Origin of the sequence: Nostoc sp. LPT (assembly GCF_017115165.1) — a bacterium.
Lineage (GTDB): Bacteria > Cyanobacteriota > Cyanobacteriia > Cyanobacteriales > Nostocaceae > Nostoc.
This window is the reverse complement of sequence record NZ_JABXKF010000145.1, coordinates 206,206-226,802: the sequence shown is the minus strand read 5'-3', so window position 1 is coordinate 226,802 and position 20,597 is coordinate 206,206. Positions and strand designations below refer to the sequence as shown.

Sequence of the window (20,597 nt, the reverse complement as noted above, 5' to 3'; positions counted from 1 at the left end):
TGCTAGATGCAAGTTTTCAGCTTACCTGCTTTGTATACCAATTAGATAGCTAGGGACTGTTAACAATTATTGCCAGAAGGCATAGTTTGAGAATGTACTGAAGCGGCTGATTAATATTCATACAAGTCAAATAAATTAAATAAAACTTTTGATATAGCAATCCTAATTGAGTTACGAACTGGGGTTTGAGTTGGGTAAAACCAGTCATCATTGCTTTGTTGGGTACTTTATCTAAATGGTTTATTGAAGGCAGTGGTTGCTGCAAACGAACCGCCGACATTTTAACTGCCATAAGAGCCAAAAATGATGCCATTGGGATTTACAAAAAACAGATTAGCTGTGCCATTAATACGAATTAAGCCATCAATATTAGAAATATTGTTATCAGTCATACGAGTAAAAATGTTCTAAATATCTAAAGGATTATTAAAATAAGCACTACTACCAGTAGGTACGTCTAATTCAGAGAAACTGTGAAACAAGTTCTCGCCTACTTGAGTGCCACCCTGGATAATTATAAAGCTGTCAGCGATCTTGACATTAGAAGAATTAACAATAGAGGCATCTGGGGTAATTTGAGCCAACACATAACTTCCAGGCAAAATACTGTACTTAGTTAAAGTAATACTAAGTACACTTCTTCAACAAGTAAAACGCCAGTTAAATATTACACGCCTCCACAACTATTACCAGTATTAAAGACTAGCCAACCATCAATCAGGTTACAAGCTTTTTATTATTTAGCAATTAACCTAATAAAATTTCATTCTCAAACTCAAATTTTTCGCAAAAACTTAAAAATTTTACAAACCTTTACAAACATAGCCCTTAAACTACGACGAACGCTACTCATCCCACTTCACCAGCACCCTATCCACACAAGCGATACCCCACTGTGGAAACTTCGCCAGTAACTTCTTGATCACGATCTGCAAAGCCGGATCATCATTCCAGCACTCCTGCAAAAAGTCAAAGCCCGGATTCTGCCCCGAATTCGCCGCAAGTTTGAGTTTCTGCATCCGCTTTGGTCGTGCATTTGACCGCGCAACAATCGTCTCGTTGCTGAGTTTCCAAGTCGTCGGTTTTTAAATCTCAAAACATTTACTGGCGTGAAGTTTGTGCCACAATGCTAGAAAGTTATCAGGAGACTACAAAACTTAGACGCAAAGCAACAGAACAAGGTTTTGAAATGAACGTTTATGTTCCCTTGGAGTTGCCAGATCGCTGAAAAAGCGGGAGTCTCGCGTGCACATCGGATACCGTCGGATCTATCCAGGCGATCGCATTGAGCGTTTGTGCTGTCGTCAGGGGGAAGAGTTAGCAGACAGTTTGATAGATAATGTTGTGGGATTGTGGTACGAAACCCGTAAAGGAAATCAAGCTGATTTTGGCACCCAAGCTAAATATCAGTCCAGCATTAATCGCCTTTTAGGTGTTTTTGAGCAAAAGTTAACTAACTCAGCCTACCTATTAAATCAATACTTCGGACAAAATTAGGCAGCAATAACACCGTAATCACGTAGGTTTTGGTAGTTAGGATGGGATTTAATTAGAGTCGGCGAAAGTCCTAACCTTGAAATAAAGGTGTCGAGCAAATGGTCATTGAGTGCGCGTCGCTTAACACTCGCCATTGAAAAAACAAAGGGTTTTTGACTCAACTGCTGTCGATGAGCATCAAGCTTGGCAATATTGAGGGCAGTGAAACTAGCATTGAAATGAAAGTCAAGCTTTTTGACATCACGGGCTTGACAATCACTTAGTCCAGTAAACTGTTTAGCATCGCGGAAGATAAATATGAGAGTGAAAACGCAGTTTGTAAAAACGATAAATCTCGTCTACCGATTGGTTAATATCTGTTGAGAATAAGACAGCGGAACTCGGTTTGTTAGGGTTACGGCAGTCGAGTAAATAGACCAGAGGGATCTTGCGTTAATCGGCAACACTAAACATAAACTAGTAACGCTTTCTTCAGAGACAATAGGAAAAGCCTATATAATATCAACGCAGTTATGACAACCACACTTACCTCTGCTGTTAAACCAAGAGCCGAAGATAGTTTTGCCATTACCTTTGCGCCGTTATCTCTGGAAGAAATCTACGCCAAATCTGACGATCCAGCCAATGGAGCTGTGGTTGTGATGAGTGGTATGGTTCGCAATCAAACCGATGGTAAACCTGTGATTGCTTTAGAGTATCAAGCTTATGAACCGATGGCTTTGCGGATATTTTATCAAATTGCTGCTGATATTCGCTTATCTATGTCTGATGTGAATCGAGTCGCAATTTATCATCGCGTTGGACGTTTGCGAGTTGGGGAAATCAGCGTTTTAGTAGCTGTGGGTTCTCCTCATCGGAGTGAGGCGTTTGAAGCTTGCCAATATGCTATTGATACGCTCAAACATGAAGCACCCATTTGGAAGAAAGAACATTGGCAAGATGGTTCTAGCACCTGGGTGAGTATTGGTGCGTGTGAAACATCAGGAGAAAATTGTTGATTTGACAAAGAATTCAGAAATCAGAATTCAGGAGTCAGATTGACAAAATCTTGACAAGCACAGGTAATATTATGTCCGGTTAAAGACTTATCATTAAGAAGGCAGTTCTTGCTGTTATTGCTGGGGGAGAAAGAGTTTTCAGGTTTTTACACAGATGCAAGAATCATAACTAATCAGCCGGACATGATATAAAATGCTATGCTCTTTTTGCAAATGTATTGAACTCATCAACACCACTCGCCAGAAACTTGAAAACCGTCATAACTTCGTTGACTGGTGTCGATTGTTTCCACAGTAAGGGTTTCAGGCTAGAAAATCGATTGCTTATTGATAATTACTTGATGGTTGTTGAAAATTTGAAAAGTGGTGTCGATTTTGTCGCTGTGCAAAAGTACTCTTAACGAACTCTGCAATCTCTATACGATTCCCACCGGGATCTCGGAGGAAAAACCGCACGCATCCTGGAAGTGGTCGTTGATCGGGAATAATTTCTATCCCATGCTCTTTTAGGTGTTCTTCAAAGGCGTTCAAGTTATCGACTTGGAAACAAAAATGCCGTCTAGATGCTTGGTTATTGGCGTTTTTCTCTCTACTAACGTGCAGTTCAATGTCTCCCAACTTGTACCACGCTCCTGAATCATTTTTGATCACATCAGGTCTGGCAATTTCAGTCAGTCCCAAAACTTCGCTGTATAAAGATAGCATTGCTTCCTCCACTTCAAAAGGATAGGTTACTTGAATATGATGAACTGCATTAAGCTTCATAAATTTTTTTCCTAATTTGGGTTAAATTTGGTACCGCTATAATCACCTTTTGCCGTAATACTGGCGTATTTCTAAAGTTTTTCTGTTCCGACTCACCAAACATCTATACGACAAGCTTTCCCATACTGATGCGTTCTTCTACGAGATAGCCAAGTTTTCTATAAAACTCAACTACTTCTGCGTTGGAGACACGAACTTGGAGATTGATTTTGAGGCATCCCATCGCGATCAATTCCTTCTCTGCGTGCTGCACTAGATTGCTACCAATACCCTGCCGTTGATACTGAGGACTGACCGCAACTGTGTATAGCCAACCGCGATGCCCGTCATATCCTGCCATGATAGTGCCTACAATTACAGAGTTAATCTCAGTAACGAAAAACAACTCAGGCTGTACAGCAAGCTTCTGACTGATTACCAATTTTGGGCTGCTGTGCGACGGGTTATTAGGAAACACCTCATCCCACAAAGCACTGACTAATTCAGCATCAGATTCTTGGTATAGTCTTATATTCATCTACATCTCTAAATCAAAGGACTTGCCTTTGCACATTGTTTGTGAAATACTAACCTTAAACTACGGTAAGTCGATATATTTTAAGTTGTATTGTACAAAAATTACCATAAAACATCGCGTCCTGAAAACAATTACAGGCTAATTCTAAGATGACAAACACAGAAATTCGCACTGCTCGAGTTAAAGTCCCTAACGGAGATTTGCAAATTGATGCTTACTTAGCTGAACCAGCCCAAAAGGGAACCTTCCCAGCCGTTATTGTGATTCAGGAAATTTTTGGAGTTAATATTCACATTCGGGAAGTTGCTGAGAAATTTGCCAAAGAGGGGTATGTGGCGATCGCACCGACTTTATTTCAACGCACCGCCCCAGGTTACGAGGGTGGATACACCCCTGAAGATATCCAGCAAGGGAGAGGGTATAAGGAGCAGACTACAGCAGATGAAATATTGAGTGATATTAAGGCTGCGATCGCCTATTTAAGAACCTTACCAAATGTGCAAGGAGATGCGATCGGTTCTATTGGTTTCTGCTTTGGTGGTCATGTCGTTTATCTAGCTGCCACTTTACCAGATATTAAAGTTACAGCTTCCTTCTATGGTGGCGGTATTCCCAACTCAACTCCCGGCGGTGGAGAACCAACCATCACCCGCACTTCAGAGATTAAAGGCCCCATTTACGCCTTCTTTGGTCTTGATGATCAGGGAATCCCCTTAGAACATACAGAACAGATTGAGGCTGAATTGAAGAAAAATCAGATTACTCATGCTATCTTCCGTTATCCCGGTGCAGGACATGGCTTTTTCTGCAATCATCGCGCCAGCTACAATGCCGAAGCTGCCGCCGATGCTTGGAAAAATGTTCAAGAACTGTTCCAAAAGAACCTTCAGCTTCAAAAAGTCTAAATCTTTAGATTAGAAGCAATACAACACTAGAGGCGCACACATGTGCGCCTCTACGACTGAACATAGACCAATATTAGCCAAATAAGTCAAAAGCAAATAAAAAACAAAGTATCACGTCCATGATTACCACCTTCAAACAGCCACGAGTTAAGATTTTCCAACGTTTTTCACTATTCCTTTTACCTGGATTATTAACAATCTCAACAACCTTAATCAGTTGCTCAGTCCAAACCCCAAATTCAGAAAATCAAACTACTGGTTTGAAAACCAAAGTTGTCCGAATGGGATATCAAAGTTCTGGGGATATTGTCAGACTTAAAGGATTGATCGAAAAACGTCTCAAGCCTTTAGATATTTCTGTAGAATGGGCGCAATTTGCCGCCGGGCCACAACTGATGGAAGCGATGAATGTGGGTAGGGTTGATATTGGCTCTGTAGGCGAGACTCCCCCGATATTTGCCCAAGCAGCTGGTACATCTTTAGTTTATGTTGCTAGTAATAAACCCAGTACTGGTAAAGGAAGCGGAATTATCGTCCAAAATAATTCATCGATTCGGACTTTAGCTGATCTCAAAGGTAAAAAAGTAGTTTTTCAAAAGGGTTCTGCTTCCCATTACTTATTAATAAAAGCTTTGGAAGAGGCTGGTTTGAAATATAGTGATATTCAAGCTATTAGCCTCCCTCCTTCAGAAGCCCGTGATGCTTTTATTCAAGGCAAAATAGATGCTTGGGTAACTTGGGACCCTTATTTAGCCGTGGCCCAAAAAAAGGCCAATGCTCGTGTTTTACGAGATGCTAGTGGCATTTCTACTCAAGGCGGATATTATATGGCTGCGCGAAAATTTGCCACAGAAAACCCGAAATTAGTGCGATTGGTTCTTGAGGAGATAGATAACACAGGTAAATGGAGTGAGAAAAACCGATCGGAGGTTGTAAAACTGACTATTCCTCATCTCAAAATTGATGAAGATATTTTAACAACAATGGTTGAAAGGCGAACTTACGGTTTAAGACCAATTACACCTGAAATAATGGAAAAGCAACAGAAGATTGCAGATTTGTTTGCCAAAGAAAAAGTGATACCTAAGCCAATTAATATTAAAGAAGCGATGCTGACTAGCGAACAATATGCAGCCATCACACCGGAAACCATTAGCCAGAAATAGCGCCAGGAGATAGGAAAATGGAAGTTTTTTGGTATTTGCCGACACAGGGAGATGAGCGTTATTTAGGTACTACAATCGGCAGGCGACCAGCCACTTATCCCTATATGCAGCAAATCGCCCAAGCTGTTGATAAATTGGGCTATGGCGGGATGTTGATTGGTACTGGACAAAAACAAGATACTTGGATTGTAGCTACTTCGTTAATTTCAGTTACAGAACGCTTACGGTTTCTTGTAGCCTTTCGTCCGGCAATTATGTCGCCTTCTTTGGCAGTTAGAATGGCTGCTACTTTTGACCAGATTTCTAATGGTCGAATTATTCTGAATGTTGTCACTGGTGGCGACACAAAAGAACTTGCAAAAGATGGGATTTTCTTAGATCACGATCAGCGTTATGAACTCACGGATGAGTTTTTGACAATTTGGCGATCGCTCATGCAAGGTGAAGAAGTAAACTATAGTGGTCGCCACTTGCAAGTTCAAGGCGCAAAACTTCAATTTCCTCCCATACAAAAGCCTTATCCCACCTTATATTTTGGTGGTTCTTCAGATGCTGCTCTCCAAGTTGCTGCCAAACACATTGATGTGTATTTAACTTGGGGTGAACCACCAGATCGAGTTGCTCAAAAGATTACAAAAGTACGCCGATTAGCAGCAGAACAAGGTAGAACAGTCCGCTTTGGGATTCGGATGCACGTCATAGTCCGCGAAACTACGCAAAAAGCTTGGGATGCAGCTAATGAACTGATTCAGTATGTGGATGATGAAACCATAGCAGCTGCACATCGGCGGTTTGCTGATTCGGAATCAGAAGGACAACGCCGCATGGCCCAACTGCATAAAGGTAATCGCAAAAACTTAGAAATTAGCCCCAACTTATGGGCAGGTGTTGGCTTAGTGCGTGGGGGCGCTGGGACTGCCTTAGTTGGAGATCCAGAGACAGTTGCAGCGCGAATGTTGGAATATACCGATTTAGGAATTGATACCTTCGTTTTCTCAGGGTATCCCCATCTCGAAGAAGCCTATCGAGTCGCAGAATTACTGTTTCCTCGCTTACCAGTGCAAACTCCAGCGATCGCATTACCGCAGCAAGTTGCAAGTACATTCAGTGAATTTGTTACCAAAACAGATTTACTCAAACCCCAACCTGTGTAAGCAATTCAAAATTCAAAAAACTAGCGTGTATTTAACTCATGACACCTTAGTACAACATTGCATAAATTCGGCAAAACTCTGCGTTCCTCTGCGCTTACTTTGCGTGCCTTTGCGTTTAAAAACATTATGATTTTACAGAAAAAAGCATGAGTACGAAAAAACCTCAACTTAGACTAGGTGCATTCTTGCCCAGCACTGGCCATCATGTAGCATCATGGCGACACCCCGAAGCACAGGCTAATGCTGGTTTGAACTTTCAGCATTATAAAAGGCTGGCACAGACGGCAGAACGCGGCAAATTTGACATGATCTTCTTTGCAGACGGTGTGGCTGTGCGCGATCGCAATCAAAGCGCCGACCTTTTGAGCCGCAATGGTAAACTCGTCCACTTTGAACCTCTCACCCTGTTGTCAGCTCTGTCTGTGGTGACGGAAAACATTGGTTTGACGGCGACAGTATCGACCACCTACAACGAGCCTTATCACCTCGCCCGCAAGTTTGCATCACTGGATTATCTCAGTGGCGGTCGTGCCGGCTGGAATCTCGTGACTTCTGCTACTGAAGCTGAAGCGCTAAACTTCAATCGGGAAAAGCACATGGAGCATACCCTACGTTATCAGCGTGCCAAAGAGTTTGTGGATGTCGTCACCAAGCTTTGGGATAGTTGGGAGGACGATGCCTTCTTACATGACAAGGAATCGGGTATTTACTTCGATCCAAATAAACTGCATGTTCCCAACCACAAAGGCGAACATTTTTCAGTACGCGGCCCGCTAAATGTGGCGCGTCCCATCCAGGGTTATCCGGTGATCATTCAAGCTGGATCTTCCGAGGATGGTAAGGATCTTGCTGCACAAACGGCGGAGGTAATTTTTACTGCCCAGCAGACCTTGGCAGAAGCTCAGGCATTCTATGCAGATGTGAAGGGGAGACTGGCTCAATACGGGCGCTCACCTGACCATCTCAAGATTATGCCAGGTGTATTCCCTGTTATCGGCAAAACCGAGCAAGAAGCTAAGGACAAATTTGATCGAATTCAGGAGTTGATCGATCCGGTGGTCGGCTTAAATTTGCTTGGCTCAATGATCGGTGGATTTGACCTATCCGGCTATCCATTGGACGGGCCGTTGCCGGAGCTACCAGAGACTAACGGGGGTAAAAGCCGTCAGCAACTTCTGATTGACCTAGCTAAGAGAGAGAATTTAACGATTCGACAACTGTATTTGTCGATAGCTGGAGCGCGTGGGCATCGTCAGATTCTGGGCACACCAGAACAAATTGCCGATCAGCTAGAAGATTGGTTTGTCAATGGCGGGGCAGATGGCTTTAATATCATGCCGCCCTGGTTGCCTGGAGGATTGGATGAGTTTGTAGACTTGGTAATTCCTGAATTGCAACGTCGGGGTCTGTTCCGTACAGAGTATGAAGCACGAACCCTGCGCGAGAATCTCGGTTTACCTCGTCCAGTAAATCAGTTTAGCAAAGTTGCTACTCGTGAAGCGGCGATCGCCTAACTTTTTCTAAAGCAAGTTTAGCAGCAAAAAGGCTCAAGCATTCCTGCCTGAGCCATGACTAAATTCAATTTATAGACTAGCTTCAAGAGCTATATCTTTCGATCGGTAGTGGATAAGCTCAGTTAAAATTTCTGGCTATAGTAATGGTAAGATGATTATCTGGATGATGTCTGGTTGAAATCTATAACCTAAACAAAGTCTAAATTACTAAAACTGAGAGTTGGGAAACTCCGGTGAAATTCCGGGACTGTGCCGCAGCTGTGATGGGATCGCCTAAGTCAGAATGCCAACTCTCAGGATGTCCTCAAGACACACTCACCGTCTACTCCCTGCGTTGCACGGGGAAGGAGTTCTAAGTTTGGTTTCTGGATTTGCCACTTGTCCTGGCTTGTTTTATGCTACTCCCGCCGCAGATGGTATATTATCTCGCGTTAGAATACCAGGTGGAATTATTAGTAGTCAGCAGTGCCGTGCGATCGCAGATATAGCAGAACAGCACGGGGGCGGTTATATAGATGTGACTAATCGAGCTAACCTGCAAGTTCGTGAAATCCGCACGGGGATAAATGCTGAGGTTTTGAAGTACCTACAAAATATGGGATTGGGTTCTGACAATACTGTTGTAGACCAAATCCGCAATATTATGACCAGTCCAACTGCTGGTATCGACCCGCTAGAATTAATCGACACTCGCCCTTTTGTCCAAGGTTGGGATGATTATATTGCAGCACATCCGGCGCTTTCGGGACTGTCGGCCAAATTTAGCGTTTGCTTTGATGGTGGTGGGATAATTCAGGTGGGCGATCGCTTGAATGATATCGCTTTTGCCGCTGTCTTACTTAACGATAATGTTTACTTTCGCCTCTATCTCAGTGTCGGCGAGAAGGGTCAACCGCCCAGCGATACGGGAGTTTTGTTAGCACCAGAGGAATGTTTGCCCGTCTTGGCAGCTTTGGCAAATGTCTATCTAGCTTATAGTCATACTACAAGTAAACGGCGGCTACGTTTGAGAGAGTTATTGAATACTTTGGGTTATGAAAATTATCTCCAGGAAGTTCAACAGCGTCTACCTTTTTCTCTTTTGTATAGTGAAACAAGAAAAGACCTACTCCCCCAGCAAGGCAAAGGAGAGAAATATCACCATATTGGCATCCATCCCCAACGTCAGCAAGGCTTATTTTACATTGGTGTCGTCTTGCCTCTTGGCCGATTAGAGAGTAGACAGATGCGGGGTGTAGCAGATTTAGCAGCAAAATACGGTAGTGGAATCAGGCTAACCCCTTGGCAAAATTTGCTCCTTACAGATATTCCTCAGCAATGGGTTGCTGATGTCCAAAGTGAAATTGCTTTATTAGGATTAGATTCCTCTGCAACCAACATCAAGGGTGGATTAGTTGCCTGTTCTGGAAAAAAGGGTTGCGCCGCTTCTGCTACCGATACCAAAAGTCATGCGTTGGCATTGGCAGGGTATCTTGAAACTCGCATTACTCTAGATTACCCAGTTAATATCCACTTTAGCGGCTGCGAAAAATCTTGTGCCCAGCACAGCAAAAGTGATATTACTCTCCTCGGCGTTAGCATTGAGGCTGAAAATAGAATTGTGGAAGGCTATCACGTTTATGTTGGTGACAGCAATCAGAAATTCGGACGTGAACTATATCAATATGTAACTTTTGCCGAACTACCTGCATTAATAGAGCGGATGCTATGTGTATATAAAATTCAACGCTTAAATTCTGATGAGTCCTTTGGGGAATTTGCTAATCGATTTGCACTGGCACAATTACAGCAATTATTTAATATAATCCCTCAATCAATTGCGAACAACAAGATTGCCACCTTTTCAGAAAAGTGGGCAATCTGAGCCTTTCGATTTTTATATGTCAATCCAAAATTTAAAATCCCAAATTTAATGCCCAACTATATCCGAGATGCCAACGAAATTTACCGTAATTCCTTTGCAATTATCCGGTCAGAAGCGAACTTAGATGTGTTGCCAACAGATGTAGCAAAAGTTGCTGTACGTCTCATTCATGCCTGTGGAATGACGGATATTGTCACAGACTTGGGATATTCACCAACAGCAGTACAATCTGCCAGGGCAGCACTGGCAGCAGGAGCGCCAATTCTGTGCGATTGCCGAATGGTTGCCGATGGCGTTACCAGACGACGGTTGTCTGCAAACAATCAAGTTATCTGTACCCTCAACGAGCCAGAAGTGCCAGAACTTGCCCAGAGTATGGGTACTACAAGATCGGCGGCAGCTCTTGAATTATGGCGATCGCACATAGAAAGCTCAGTAATCGCAATTGGCAATGCGCCCACCGCCCTGTTCAGATTGTTAGAAATGCTCGATGCAGGAGCGCCCAAACCTGCGATTATCTTGGGCTTTCCAGTGGGGTTTGTCGGTGCAGCAGAGTCGAAAGCCGCATTGGCAGCAGACAGCAGGAATGTACCATTTTTAACCTTACACGGTCGGCGCGGTGGAAGTGCGATCGCGGCAGCAGCAGTTAACGCTTTGGCAACGGAGGAAGAATGAATATCAAACCCAAAGGTCGTCTTTATGGAATTGGTGTCGGCCCAGGCGATCCCGAACTATTGACTCTGAAAGCGCTGCGGCTATTACGTGCTGCTCCTGTGGTAGCTTATCAATCAGCCACAGATAAAGAAAGTATTGCTAGAGCGATCGTCGCGCAGTATCTTCCTGGCAATCAAATCGAGGTGCTATTTCACCTCCCCCGCGCTTTGGAACCAGAAAAGGCAAAGTCTATTTATGACCAGGAAATTGAACCAATCGCCGACCATTTAGCGGCAGGTCGAGATGTTGTGGTTCTATGTGAAGGTGACCCCTTTTTCTATGGCTCCTTTATGTACCTGTTCACGCGGTTATGTGACGAGTACCAAACAGAAGTTGTCCCTGGAGTTTCTTCACTGATGGCTTGTCCAGTCGCCTTGGGTGTACCTTTTACCTACTACAATGATATTCTCACAGTTCTGCCTGCCCCACTGCCAGCAGAAGAACTGACTACACAACTGTTGATGACCGATGCAGCAGCAATTATGAAACTAGGTCGTCACTTTACCAAAGTCCGGGACATTCTGCATAAATTAGGGCTAGCATCGCGGGCAAGATATATTGAGCGAGCAACAATGACACAGCAACGTATTATACCCTTGGATGAAGTTGACCCCGCAGAAGTACCTTATTTCGCAATGATTGTAATTCCCACCAAAAATCGACTATAGGACTGCTATGTGATTGCCTGAAAAAACTCGCCTTAACAGATAAATTTTTCTTAACCCAAGCGTATTGCTGCTGGTTCTACTATTGTCGAACTCACATTCAGTTAATAAAGTAGGTAGCTTGAGTCAATAATATACAAAGATAAATCCATGCTCATGTTACTGTTTAACGTTGGCAACGAGCGGTACGCGATCGCCTCTCAAGAGGTTGTGGAAGTTGTACCGCTAGTTTTGCTCAAATCTTTGCCACACAAGCCAGAATACATCGCTGGTGTATTTAACTATCGCGGACGCATTACACCAGTCATCGATTTATGCCAGTTGATGCGGGGCGAAGCTTGTAGCCATAACTTGAGTACGCGGATTATATTAGTTAACTATTGTGAGTCTAATAATATTAAATATATTTTAGGTTTGATGGCACAACAGGTTGTGGAAACATTGCACAAGTCTGAAAGCGAGTTTGTTGATTCTAATATTCAGATAGATGCAGCACCATACTTGGGCAAGATAATCTTAGATGACAAGGGTATGATTCAGTGCATCCGGATTGAGTACTTGTTATCTGAGGCAGAGCAAATTAATCTCTTGCCTGAAAGTATTTTAAACACAGCAGTTTAGATTGGTCTGAAGACTACATAAATCGTGCAATCTGTCATCGAAGCTTTACTGAAAAGCAAAATTGGTTTAGACGTTAACTCAATTGGTTATGGTGCGATCGCTAGTGCTATTTATCAACGAATGGCAGATTGTGGTATCAAACAGATATCCAGCTATTTAGCACATTTACAGGATTCTCCGCAAGAATGGGACATATTAATTGACAGTGTAATTGTTCCAGAAACTTGGTTTTTTCGCGAACCAGAATCATTTGCATTTCTCAAACATTATGTTTTATCGGAATGGTTGCCAAAGAAACCCCAAGGTGTACTGCGGGTTTTGAGCGTACCCTGTGCCACAGGAGAAGAACCATATTCGATTGCGATCGCCCTTTTAGAAGCAGGATTAACATCTGCTCAATTTCACATTGACGCTGTTGATATTAGCAAACAATGTTTATTAAAAGCCCAACGAGCAATTTACGATAATTACTCGTTTCGCGGCAATCATCTTTTCTTTCAAGAGCGCTATTTTGAATCAAGAAATTCCAGATATTATCTCCGAAAATCAGTCAAAAACCTGGTAAATTTTATCAACGCTAACTTAGCTAATCCTCATTTTTTAGTTAATACACAGGTTTATGATGTAGTTTTTTGCCGGAATTTATTGATTTACTTTGATAGCGCCACTAAAGAACAAACTATTCACATCTTAGAAAGGTTGCTAATCGAAGGGGGTTTATTGTTTGTCGCCCATGCTGAAGCTGCGTTACTTATGAAAACTCAGTTTGTCTCAGTGCGGCAATCTTCAGCAATTGCCTATAAAAAGTTGAGTAACCATCAAAATTTGGTTGAGAAAACTTATACTATTCCCAGCAATTATAAATCAACATTCGATCCGCAGTTACCAACACAAAACCGCTATCAATTTCCGATTGAGAATAAGGTAGAAGTTCCTCCGCAGAAATCGGAGGCTGCAAACAACCTCAACACAGACTTATTAGAGTTAGCTAAAACTGCTGCTAATCGAGGTTGCTTAGATGAGGCAGTGCAACTATGCAACGATTACCTCAATCAAAATCAAATGAATGCTGAAGCTTATGTTCTTCTGGGCCAAGTGCAGCAAGCAATGGGAGACAATGAGCAGGCGGCGCAATATTTTCATAAAGCAATTTATCTACAACCTAGTCACGAAGCAGCATTGACTCATTTAGCATTACTCAAGGAACAGCAAGGAGATAGGATTAGTGCTAATCTGCTTTGGCAGCGCATCTACAGATTACAGCGTTAAACAATCGGTATGTGGCTGAATAAATAAGCTGTTTCACAGCTAATTTGCATATCTAAATTTTATAAAGTTAAGAATTGTTTACATTGTTTTGAGCAGCTTCATAAATTTCCTTAAATTTTAAAACTAGTAATTGTTAATTTGGTTCCTAATTTGGGAATTCTAGGCACTGAAGGCTTTTTTACCTTTGATATAAGTCTACGACAATCCATCTAATCCCAATTTTGAATTTTTGATTTAGAATTCAAAGTTTTTTGTAATTGGCTATTTCAAGTATCAACAACAATACTACCTAGTCTGATTTAACATCAGGTTAAAGAGTTTGAAATTGGGGCAATTATTTGTAGTGTATGTTAGGCTGGCGTTTTCAAATCATTAAATAGTCTAAACAAAAAATGCTTGCTAATTGGAAACTAAAAGACCAGACTTTATTAGGATTCTCTATCCCTACAATTTTAATTTTTGTTTTTAGTGTCATAGTTTATGCTACTACCAATCAGGTAGGAAAAAGTTATAGGCAGGTAGGAATTTCACACGAAGCCATCTTAGGAGCAAATAATATAGCTTTGAGCGTATCTAATATGAATCTTTCTATTCGTCGATATTTATTCGAACCGAAAAGGTATCAGGATGCTTTAGAAAGATATACAGATTTTAAAAAAGATTTTCAGGATGCTTTAAATCGTGCATCTAATGTTGTTGAAGATACATTACAAAAACAAAGATTAAAAGTAATGCAGAATATGTTTGAGGAATTTGATGATTTGGTTCAAAATACTATTGCAACACCAGATATCGACCAAAACAAACTTTTAGTCGATAAATATCTGGAAAAATCGAAAGATATAAACGATAAATTACTTAAACTCAACGATGAGTTTAATAATCGAGAAAAAGAAATTATGGGACAAAGTATTGAAACTACAAAAGCAATGCTCAACTTTCTGGGCTTATTAGCGGTGTTGGTGACACTTTTAACTGTAGCGATCGCCATTTTTATAACTTCCCTAATTTCCAAGTCTTTGGGCAGTAGAGTATCTACTGCTGTAAATGTAGCAGGTAAGATTTCTGCTGGTGATTTAACCCCATCTTTGGCTGATAGTGAATTTAATAGTAAAGATGAAATTGGACAACTCTTGGAATCTTTTAAAACTATGATTCAAAAGCTGAGTACCTTGATTCGTCAAGTACAAGGCTCAGGTATTCAGGTAACAACCTCAGCCACGCAAGTAGGTGCTTCCGGCAAACAATTAGAAGCAACACTCGCAGAACAAGTGGCTTCGACAAATCAAGTCACAGCCACGGCCAAAGAAATCGCCGCCACTTCTAGAGAACTGGTCAACACAATGGATCAAGTGGTCACAATGTCCCAAGCCACAACAACCGCCGCCAACATCAGCCAAAAAGATTTAATGCAAATGCAAATAAGTATGCGGCAGTTAGCAGAAGCAACAAATAGTATTGCTGCCAGATTGGGAATTATCAGCGAAAAAGCTAACAATATTAATAATATTGTTCTCACAATTACCAAAGTAGCCGACCAAACTAATCTACTGTCGTTGAATGCAGCCATCGAAGCCGAAAAAGCTGGAGAATATGGTTTAGGTTTTGCCGTAGTTGCTAGAGAGATTCGCAGATTAGCAGACCAAACCGCAGTCGCCACCCTCGACATTGAGCAGATGGTCAAACAAATGCAATCTTCCGTATCTACAGGGGTGATGGAGATGGATAAATTCGCGGCTGAAGTTGGGCGCAGTGTGGCAGATGTCGGCAATATTAGTACCCAGATTGGACAAATTATTCAACAAGTGCAGGATTTAAACCCACGTTTTGAATCTGTAAATAAGGGAATGGAAATTCAATCAGTAGGGGCACAACAAATTAGTGATGCAATGACGCAGTTGAGTAGTACTTCTATACAAACAGCCGATTCACTGCGGGAAATTAATCATGCGATCGCTCAACTTAATCAAGTCGCCCGTAGCTTACGTCAAGAAGTTTCTGTCTTTAAAGTTAATAACACGATTGTTGAACCTACCCCATCGTAATTTAAAAATAATTATCCTCAATTACGAATATCAATCTTTCTCTTCGGTAAATTTTCTGAATTGTTGGAAAATATAGGTTTTAAAGGTTATATAAAATTTGCTGTCAAGGATTTTACAGGGACAATATAATGTTCAAGAACATGACTTTGCAAACGCGAATGGTCAGTTCGTTTTTATTTATGGGGCTGATAGTACTGATTGTTGGCTTGTTGGGATGGTTTACAACCAGCGAGTTAAATCAGTATATTGACAGCCTTGGTACAAATCACATACCCACTATGAACGGGTTATGGAAGATAAACGAAGGACAGACACAAATTCAATCGGCAGAGCGCTTCCTCTTCGATCCGGAAATCACTGTTGCTGAAAGACAGAATACATTAACTCAGATCCAGCTTGCTTGGAAACAAATTGACGAAGGTAGTAAGGAGTACGAAGCAACACCATTTACCGAACAAGAGAAGAAAGAGTATGACGCATTCCAACGAAGTCTGACTCTCTGGAAGCAAGCCCACGAGAAATTTTTACAAATTGAGCAACAATACAATCAACTCGGTATTCGCAATCCCTGGAAAAAATCTCTAGAATTAATTCGTCAGAAACAAGAAAATTCATCAGAGTTTACTACCATTCAAGCTGCATTAAATTTACGCCAGCAGATGGATTCTGAAGGAGCGAACAACGAAGAACCTTTATTTGTAAAAACAAAAGAGCAAGCATCTAGTCTGTTGTAACTTACTCAAAGTTTCATATTAGATATACAACAAGAAGTTAAGAATAACCTGGCTCACAGCATCTTCTGGGTTTCTTTGGGAATTATTATCGGCCCGATTACTGCCATCGTTTTGGGACTTGCGATCGCTCGACAAATTGCCACTCAAATTATCGGTGTTGTTAGGGTTGCAGAGGAGATTTCCCAAGGAAACTTGACCAACCAAATCAGTGCTGACTCTAGCAGTAAGGACGAGATGGTTAGGCTATTAAGTGCTTTCTCCACAATGACCCAAAATCTGAATGCCTTGATTACTCAAGTACAAAACTCAGGAATACAGGTGACTACCTCTGCTACCCAAATAGCTGCTTCGGGTAAGGAATTAGAAGCAACGATCGCCGAGCAGGTAGCCTCCACTAATCAAGTGAGTGCTGCTGGCAAAGAAATTGCTGCTACCTCCAAAGAGTTGGTAAACACAATGGAACAAATCGTCACCATGTCACAACTGACAACCACAGCCGCAACTGTTAGCCAAAAAGACTTAATTCGCATGGAAACCACTATGCGACAGTTATCAGAAGCCACTAATACGATTGCGACTCGACTGGGAGTCATTAGCGAAAAGGCCAACAATATTAATAATATTGTGGTGACAATTACCAAAGTCGCAGACCAAACAAATCTACTGTCGTTAAATGCCGCCATTGAAGCTGAGAAAGCTGGAGAGTCTGGTTTAGGTTTTGCTGTGGTTGCCAGAGAAATCCGCCGATTGGCAGACCAAACCGCAGTTGCGACCATCGACATCGAGCAGATGGTCAAGCAGATGCAATCTTCGGTCTCTACAGGCGTGATGGAGATGGATAAGTTTGCCGCAGAAGTGGGAAGAAGTATGGCAGACGTTGGCAGCATCAGTACACAAGTTGGACAAATCATCCAGCAAGTACAAGACCTGAACCCGCGTTTTGAGTTGGTGAACCGGGGGATGGAAACTCAATCTGTGGGAGCGCAACAAATTAGTGAAGCAATGGTGCAGTTGAGTAGTACCTCAGTACAAACTGCCGATTCTTTGCGGGAAATTAATCGGGCGATCGCTCAACTCAATCAAGTTGCACAAGGTTTGCGTCAAGGAATTGCCCGGTTTCAGGTCAAGGTCGAATCTTCCACCTCTGCACTCTTAGTCTCTTAAGCAACTGCCATGAATACTATCACTACCCAATTAAATATAGAACGTTGCTGGAATTTTATTGGCATTGAAGGCGATCGCTCTTGTCCCCAACTATCTACATACGTTCATTGTCGCAACTGCCCGGTTTATTCGGCATCTGGTCGCTACTTACTAGAACGCACGACACCAGAACAATATCGCCATGAATGGACGCAATTACTGGCCGAATTGAGAGTCGAGAAAAATCCGCAAATGTCTTCCCCTGCTGTGCGTAGCACAGAAATGACAGTTGTGATTTTTCGTTTGCAACGGGAATGGCTGGCGCTTCCGGCTCAAGTCTTCAAAGAAACGACTCCTGTGAGCGTTATCCATACTTTACCCCATCGCAACAACCAAGTTTTACGGGGATTAACCAATATTCGCGGGGAATTGCTGTTGTGTGTTTCCTTAAGCCACTTGTTGAATATCGAATCTAGCGATACTCCCCTGCAAGTACTAAGTCCAGTGGTGCATTCGCGGATGATGGTAATTGAAAAGGCTGGTAACGCTTGGGTGTTTCCAGTAGATGAACTCTATGGCCTACACCGAATTAATCGTGAAGAATTGGGCGATGCTTCCAAGAATATGACTCAAGCAACCCAAACCTACACTAAAGGGTTATTTTCCTGGCAACCTGCTAATTTTCAGACTTCGCAGCAGGAAGTACGTTCGCAGACTGTCAGCTATTTGGATGATGAACTATTATTTACCACTTTGGCGAGGAAGGCGCAGTAATGATAGAAGATTCCAATCTCAGCCAGCTTTCTTTGTTGGATTTATTCAACATGGAAGTCAAAACTCAGGTTGTGGCGCTAAACAACTTTTTGTTGGCGCTGGAAACAAATCCTGACCCCAAATTAGAATTAGCAGCCTTAATGCGGGCAGCCCATTGTATTAAAGGCGCAGCGAGAATTGTCCAAATTGAGCCAGCTGTCACCCTAGCCCATGTGATGGAAGATTGTTTTAGTGCGGCTCAAGCAGGAACAGTGAGTTTAACTGCTGATGGCGTTGATGTGTTGTTGCAAGGGGTAGATATGCTGCAACACATAGCCGAAAACCCAAATCTGCAACAAGGGAATCATCCTGATATTCAATCGCTAGTTAAGGCGATCGCTAATCTTTCGACTTCTGTAACTATCCCGGCTATTGTTCCCCAAGTCAATATCTTGCAGCCAACGCCGCAGATAGAATCTGTGCAACCGGAAATCGCCCTGTCCCCAGTTGAAGAATTAGTTACTACCCAAAACCGAACAGTGCGAGTAAGTACGGATAATCTCAATCGTTTAATGGGATTAGCTGGAGAAACAATAGTCGCAACCAAATGGTTAGAACCATTTACGAACTCTTTTTTAAAAGTCAGAGCTAATCAAGTAGAGCTATTTAACCTAGTGGGTAAGTTACAGGAATTATTGAGCGATCGCCCACTTGATAAACACATTAAAGAACATTTGAGTGCGGTATATCAAAAAACTAGCGAATGTAGTCAGTTGATTAGCGATCGCCAAAACGAATTAGAATCATTTTCTCAACGTTCTGGTAATCTGGCCGATCGCCTGTACCGGGAAGTAATTGCGATCCGAATGTGTTCCTTTGCTGAGGGCGGAAAAGGGCTTCCACGCATGGTACGCGACCTCTCTCGGCAGTTGGGTAAACGCGTGAAGCTGGAAATTAAGGGTAAGTATACTCTAGTAGACCGAGATATTCTCGACCGATTAGAAGCGCCGTTAACTCATATCCTGCGAAATGCGATCGACCACGGAATCGAATTTCCCCAAGACCGAGTAGCCGCAGGCAAACCAGAAGAAGGAACAATTGAAATAGAAGTTGTTCATCGCGCTGGGATGTTATTTATCACCATCTCTGATGATGGACGGGGAATTGATATTGAGTTTTTGCGTCAAGAAGTCGTCAGAAAACAAATGACGAATGCAGAAATGGCAGCCCGGCTTACTGAAGCTGAGTTAATGGAGTTTCTGTTATTACCCGGATTCTCTACCACGCAAATCGTTACAGAAATTTCTGGTCGCGGTGTGGGGTTAGATATCGTCCACAGCACAGTGCGGGAAGTTGGCGGGACGCTGCGGGCAGTTTCTCGTCTGGGAAAAGGTATGGCTTTTTACTTGCAGTTACCGCTTACCCTATCAGTAGTTCGCAAATTGTTAGTTGAGATTGCTGGAGAACCCTATGCTTTTGGGCTGACAAAAATTGAACAAGTGCTGATGTTATCCAAATCAGAGATTGCTGTCTCAGAAAATCGCCCGTTTTTCTTGCTAGACAATCAACCTGTGGAGTTGATTTCGGCGCGTCAAGTTTTAGAGTTACCGTCACCTGCGGTAAGTCCAGATTTACTACCAGTGGTTGTAATTAGCGATCGCCTCAACCATTATGGATTAGTTGTTGACCGATTTATCGGCGAACACAGCTTAGTAGTTCGACCTCTAGATTCCCGCCTGGGTAAAGTCCCCAACATTAGCGCCGCCGCCTTGATGGATGATGGTTCTCCAGTTTTAATTATCGATGTCCAAGATTTAGTACGTTCTATTGCCAAGGTGTTTTCTAGTGGGCAACTTAGCCAGGTGAATCAGTCGGCGTGTCAAGTACTGACTAAAACCTACAAGCGCGTGTTAGTCGTCGATGATTCAATTACCGTCCGCGAAATGGAACGCAAACTTTTAGAAAATAACAGTTATAAAGTTGATGTCGCAGTTAATGGTATTGATGGTTGGAACGCAGTTCGCAGCAGTGATTATAACTTGGTAATTACGGATATTGATATGCCACGCATGAATGGTTTTGAACTCACTAGCCAAATCAAAGCCCATGCTAAGTTCAAGCAAATACCCGTGATTATCGTTTCCTACAAAGACCGTGAAGCAGACCGAATTCAAGGGTTAGAAGCAGGTGCAGATTATTATCTCACCAAAAGCAGCTTTCACGATCACACTTTGTTAAAAGCCGTAATTGACTTAATCGGTGAGGGATAAGTA

General features: G+C 42.4%; 21 protein-coding genes, 1 pseudogene and 1 riboswitch. Of the genes and pseudogenes, 16 read left to right on the top strand and 6 right to left on the bottom strand.

Annotation, left to right across the window (positions count from 1 at the left end; all coding sequences use genetic code 11):
* Positions 1-49: 49 nt before the first annotated feature.
* The 3 genes and pseudogenes from HWQ58_RS28470 to HWQ58_RS28455 form a co-directional block, all read right to left on the bottom strand.
* Entirely contained in the window at positions 50-292 is a 243-nt protein-coding gene (locus tag HWQ58_RS28470; RefSeq protein ID WP_292870525.1) for a hypothetical protein, read from the bottom strand.
* A pseudogene (locus HWQ58_RS38590) lies at positions 282-587 on the bottom strand (filamentous hemagglutinin N-terminal domain-containing protein). Before HWQ58_RS38590 ends, HWQ58_RS28470 begins: the two are co-directional and overlap by 11 nt.
* Positions 588-845: 258 nt before the next feature.
* Positions 846-1,019: a hypothetical protein gene (locus tag HWQ58_RS28455; RefSeq protein WP_292870516.1), complete on the bottom strand. Its 174-nt coding sequence runs from the start codon at positions 1,017-1,019 to the stop codon at positions 846-848.
* A gap of 226 nt (positions 1,020-1,245) precedes the next feature.
* On the opposite strand from HWQ58_RS28455, the gene HWQ58_RS28450 reads away from it, so the two are divergent.
* The gene (locus tag HWQ58_RS28450; protein WP_292870513.1) at positions 1,246-1,497 is read left to right on the top strand and encodes a hypothetical protein; all 252 of its coding nucleotides are present in this window, start codon (positions 1,246-1,248) and stop codon (positions 1,495-1,497) included.
* On the opposite strand, the gene HWQ58_RS28445 is transcribed toward HWQ58_RS28450, so the two are convergent.
* The gene (locus HWQ58_RS28445) at positions 1,494-1,631 is read right to left on the bottom strand and encodes a hypothetical protein (protein ID WP_292870510.1); all 138 of its coding nucleotides are present in this window, start codon (positions 1,629-1,631) and stop codon (positions 1,494-1,496) included. The two genes, HWQ58_RS28450 and HWQ58_RS28445, sit on opposite strands and share 4 nt — an antisense overlap.
* 378 nt (positions 1,632-2,009) lie before the next feature.
* On the opposite strand from HWQ58_RS28445, the gene HWQ58_RS28440 reads away from it, so the two are divergent.
* Positions 2,010-2,495 (top strand): molybdenum cofactor biosynthesis protein MoaE, encoded by a 486-nt coding sequence (locus HWQ58_RS28440; RefSeq protein ID WP_292870507.1) that lies wholly within the window; start codon positions 2,010-2,012, stop codon positions 2,493-2,495.
* Positions 2,496-2,819: 324 nt separating this feature from the next.
* Here HWQ58_RS28440 and HWQ58_RS28435 read toward each other — a convergent pair whose 3' ends face one another.
* Both HWQ58_RS28435 and HWQ58_RS28430 read right to left on the bottom strand, forming a co-directional pair.
* Positions 2,820-3,260 (bottom strand): VOC family protein, encoded by a 441-nt coding sequence (locus tag HWQ58_RS28435; protein ID WP_292870504.1) that lies wholly within the window; start codon positions 3,258-3,260, stop codon positions 2,820-2,822.
* Positions 3,261-3,363: 103 nt separating this feature from the next.
* The gene (locus tag HWQ58_RS28430) at positions 3,364-3,777 is read right to left on the bottom strand and encodes a GNAT family acetyltransferase (protein WP_292870501.1); all 414 of its coding nucleotides are present in this window, start codon (positions 3,775-3,777) and stop codon (positions 3,364-3,366) included.
* A gap of 149 nt (positions 3,778-3,926) precedes the next feature.
* Here HWQ58_RS28430 and HWQ58_RS28425 point away from each other — a divergent pair, with 149 nt between their 5' ends.
* From HWQ58_RS28425 to HWQ58_RS28360, 14 genes are all read left to right on the top strand, one after another.
* A complete protein-coding gene (locus HWQ58_RS28425) occupies positions 3,927-4,682 on the top strand; it encodes a dienelactone hydrolase family protein (protein ID WP_292870498.1) in 756 nt (251 codons plus the stop codon).
* A gap of 119 nt (positions 4,683-4,801) precedes the next feature.
* A complete protein-coding gene (locus HWQ58_RS28420; protein ID WP_292870495.1) occupies positions 4,802-5,848 on the top strand; it encodes a sulfonate ABC transporter substrate-binding protein in 1,047 nt (348 codons plus the stop codon).
* A gap of 17 nt (positions 5,849-5,865) precedes the next feature.
* Positions 5,866-7,002, top strand: coding sequence for an FMNH2-dependent alkanesulfonate monooxygenase (ssuD, locus tag HWQ58_RS28415; RefSeq protein WP_292870492.1), 1,137 nt, complete (start codon positions 5,866-5,868; stop codon positions 7,000-7,002).
* Between the two features lie 146 nt (positions 7,003-7,148).
* Positions 7,149-8,516 (top strand): LLM class flavin-dependent oxidoreductase, encoded by a 1,368-nt coding sequence (locus HWQ58_RS28410; protein WP_292870489.1) that lies wholly within the window; start codon positions 7,149-7,151, stop codon positions 8,514-8,516.
* 178 nt (positions 8,517-8,694) lie between these two features.
* Positions 8,695-8,826, top strand: a riboswitch (cobalamin riboswitch).
* Positions 8,800-10,380 (top strand): precorrin-3B synthase, encoded by a 1,581-nt coding sequence (gene cobG / locus HWQ58_RS28405; protein ID WP_292870486.1) that lies wholly within the window; start codon positions 8,800-8,802, stop codon positions 10,378-10,380. It overlaps the preceding riboswitch by 27 nt.
* Before the next feature lie 48 nt (positions 10,381-10,428).
* Positions 10,429-11,055: a precorrin-8X methylmutase gene (locus HWQ58_RS28400; RefSeq protein WP_292870483.1), complete on the top strand. Its 627-nt coding sequence runs from the start codon at positions 10,429-10,431 to the stop codon at positions 11,053-11,055.
* A 2-nt stretch (positions 11,056-11,057) separates the two neighbouring features.
* On the top strand, positions 11,058-11,762 hold the full coding sequence (locus HWQ58_RS28395; RefSeq protein ID WP_292870543.1) for a precorrin-2 C(20)-methyltransferase: 705 nt from the start codon (positions 11,058-11,060) through the stop codon (positions 11,760-11,762).
* 147 nt (positions 11,763-11,909) lie between these two features.
* A complete protein-coding gene (locus HWQ58_RS28390; protein WP_292870480.1) occupies positions 11,910-12,380 on the top strand; it encodes a chemotaxis protein CheW in 471 nt (156 codons plus the stop codon).
* Between the two features lie 24 nt (positions 12,381-12,404).
* The gene (locus tag HWQ58_RS28385; RefSeq protein ID WP_292870477.1) at positions 12,405-13,649 is read left to right on the top strand and encodes a CheR family methyltransferase; all 1,245 of its coding nucleotides are present in this window, start codon (positions 12,405-12,407) and stop codon (positions 13,647-13,649) included.
* A 392-nt stretch (positions 13,650-14,041) separates the two neighbouring features.
* A complete protein-coding gene (locus tag HWQ58_RS28380) occupies positions 14,042-15,694 on the top strand; it encodes a methyl-accepting chemotaxis protein (RefSeq protein WP_292870474.1) in 1,653 nt (550 codons plus the stop codon).
* A 128-nt stretch (positions 15,695-15,822) separates the two neighbouring features.
* Positions 15,823-16,428, top strand: a complete 606-nt coding sequence (locus tag HWQ58_RS28375) for an MCP four helix bundle domain-containing protein (protein WP_292870471.1) — start codon at positions 15,823-15,825, stop codon at positions 16,426-16,428.
* A gap of 75 nt (positions 16,429-16,503) precedes the next feature.
* Positions 16,504-17,592 (top strand): methyl-accepting chemotaxis protein, encoded by a 1,089-nt coding sequence (locus tag HWQ58_RS28370; protein WP_292870468.1) that lies wholly within the window; start codon positions 16,504-16,506, stop codon positions 17,590-17,592.
* A 9-nt stretch (positions 17,593-17,601) separates the two neighbouring features.
* A complete protein-coding gene (locus HWQ58_RS28365) occupies positions 17,602-18,345 on the top strand; it encodes a chemotaxis protein CheW (protein ID WP_292870464.1) in 744 nt (247 codons plus the stop codon).
* Positions 18,345-20,594 carry a hybrid sensor histidine kinase/response regulator gene (locus tag HWQ58_RS28360; RefSeq protein WP_292870461.1) on the top strand — a complete coding sequence of 750 codons (2,250 nt, stop codon included), beginning with the start codon at positions 18,345-18,347 and terminating at the stop codon, positions 20,592-20,594. Before HWQ58_RS28365 ends, HWQ58_RS28360 begins: the two co-directional genes overlap by 1 nt.
* Positions 20,595-20,597: the final 3 nt, after the last annotated feature.

Coding starts and splice junctions, on each gene's coding strand:
- HWQ58_RS28470 (WP_292870525.1), bottom strand. CDS start 292: ATGGCAGTTAAAATGTCGGCGGTTCGTTTGCAGCAACCACTGCCTTCA.
- HWQ58_RS28455 (WP_292870516.1), bottom strand. CDS start 1,019: ATGCAGAAACTCAAACTTGCGGCGAATTCGGGGCAGAATCCGGGCTTT.
- HWQ58_RS28445 (WP_292870510.1), bottom strand. CDS start 1,631: ATGGCGAGTGTTAAGCGACGCGCACTCAATGACCATTTGCTCGACACC.
- HWQ58_RS28440 (WP_292870507.1), top strand. CDS start 2,010: ATGACAACCACACTTACCTCTGCTGTTAAACCAAGAGCCGAAGATAGT.
- HWQ58_RS28435 (WP_292870504.1), bottom strand. CDS start 3,260: ATGAAGCTTAATGCAGTTCATCATATTCAAGTAACCTATCCTTTTGAA.
- HWQ58_RS28430 (WP_292870501.1), bottom strand. CDS start 3,777: ATGAATATAAGACTATACCAAGAATCTGATGCTGAATTAGTCAGTGCT.
- HWQ58_RS28425 (WP_292870498.1), top strand. CDS start 3,927: ATGACAAACACAGAAATTCGCACTGCTCGAGTTAAAGTCCCTAACGGA.
- HWQ58_RS28420 (WP_292870495.1), top strand. CDS start 4,802: ATGATTACCACCTTCAAACAGCCACGAGTTAAGATTTTCCAACGTTTT.
- ssuD (WP_292870492.1), top strand. CDS start 5,866: ATGGAAGTTTTTTGGTATTTGCCGACACAGGGAGATGAGCGTTATTTA.
- HWQ58_RS28410 (WP_292870489.1), top strand. CDS start 7,149: ATGAGTACGAAAAAACCTCAACTTAGACTAGGTGCATTCTTGCCCAGC.
- cobG (WP_292870486.1), top strand. CDS start 8,800: ATGCCAACTCTCAGGATGTCCTCAAGACACACTCACCGTCTACTCCCT.
- HWQ58_RS28400 (WP_292870483.1), top strand. CDS start 10,429: ATGCCCAACTATATCCGAGATGCCAACGAAATTTACCGTAATTCCTTT.
- HWQ58_RS28390 (WP_292870480.1), top strand. CDS start 11,910: ATGCTCATGTTACTGTTTAACGTTGGCAACGAGCGGTACGCGATCGCC.
- HWQ58_RS28380 (WP_292870474.1), top strand. CDS start 14,042: ATGCTTGCTAATTGGAAACTAAAAGACCAGACTTTATTAGGATTCTCT.
- HWQ58_RS28375 (WP_292870471.1), top strand. CDS start 15,823: ATGTTCAAGAACATGACTTTGCAAACGCGAATGGTCAGTTCGTTTTTA.
- HWQ58_RS28365 (WP_292870464.1), top strand. CDS start 17,602: ATGAATACTATCACTACCCAATTAAATATAGAACGTTGCTGGAATTTT.
- HWQ58_RS28360 (WP_292870461.1), top strand. CDS start 18,345: ATGATAGAAGATTCCAATCTCAGCCAGCTTTCTTTGTTGGATTTATTC.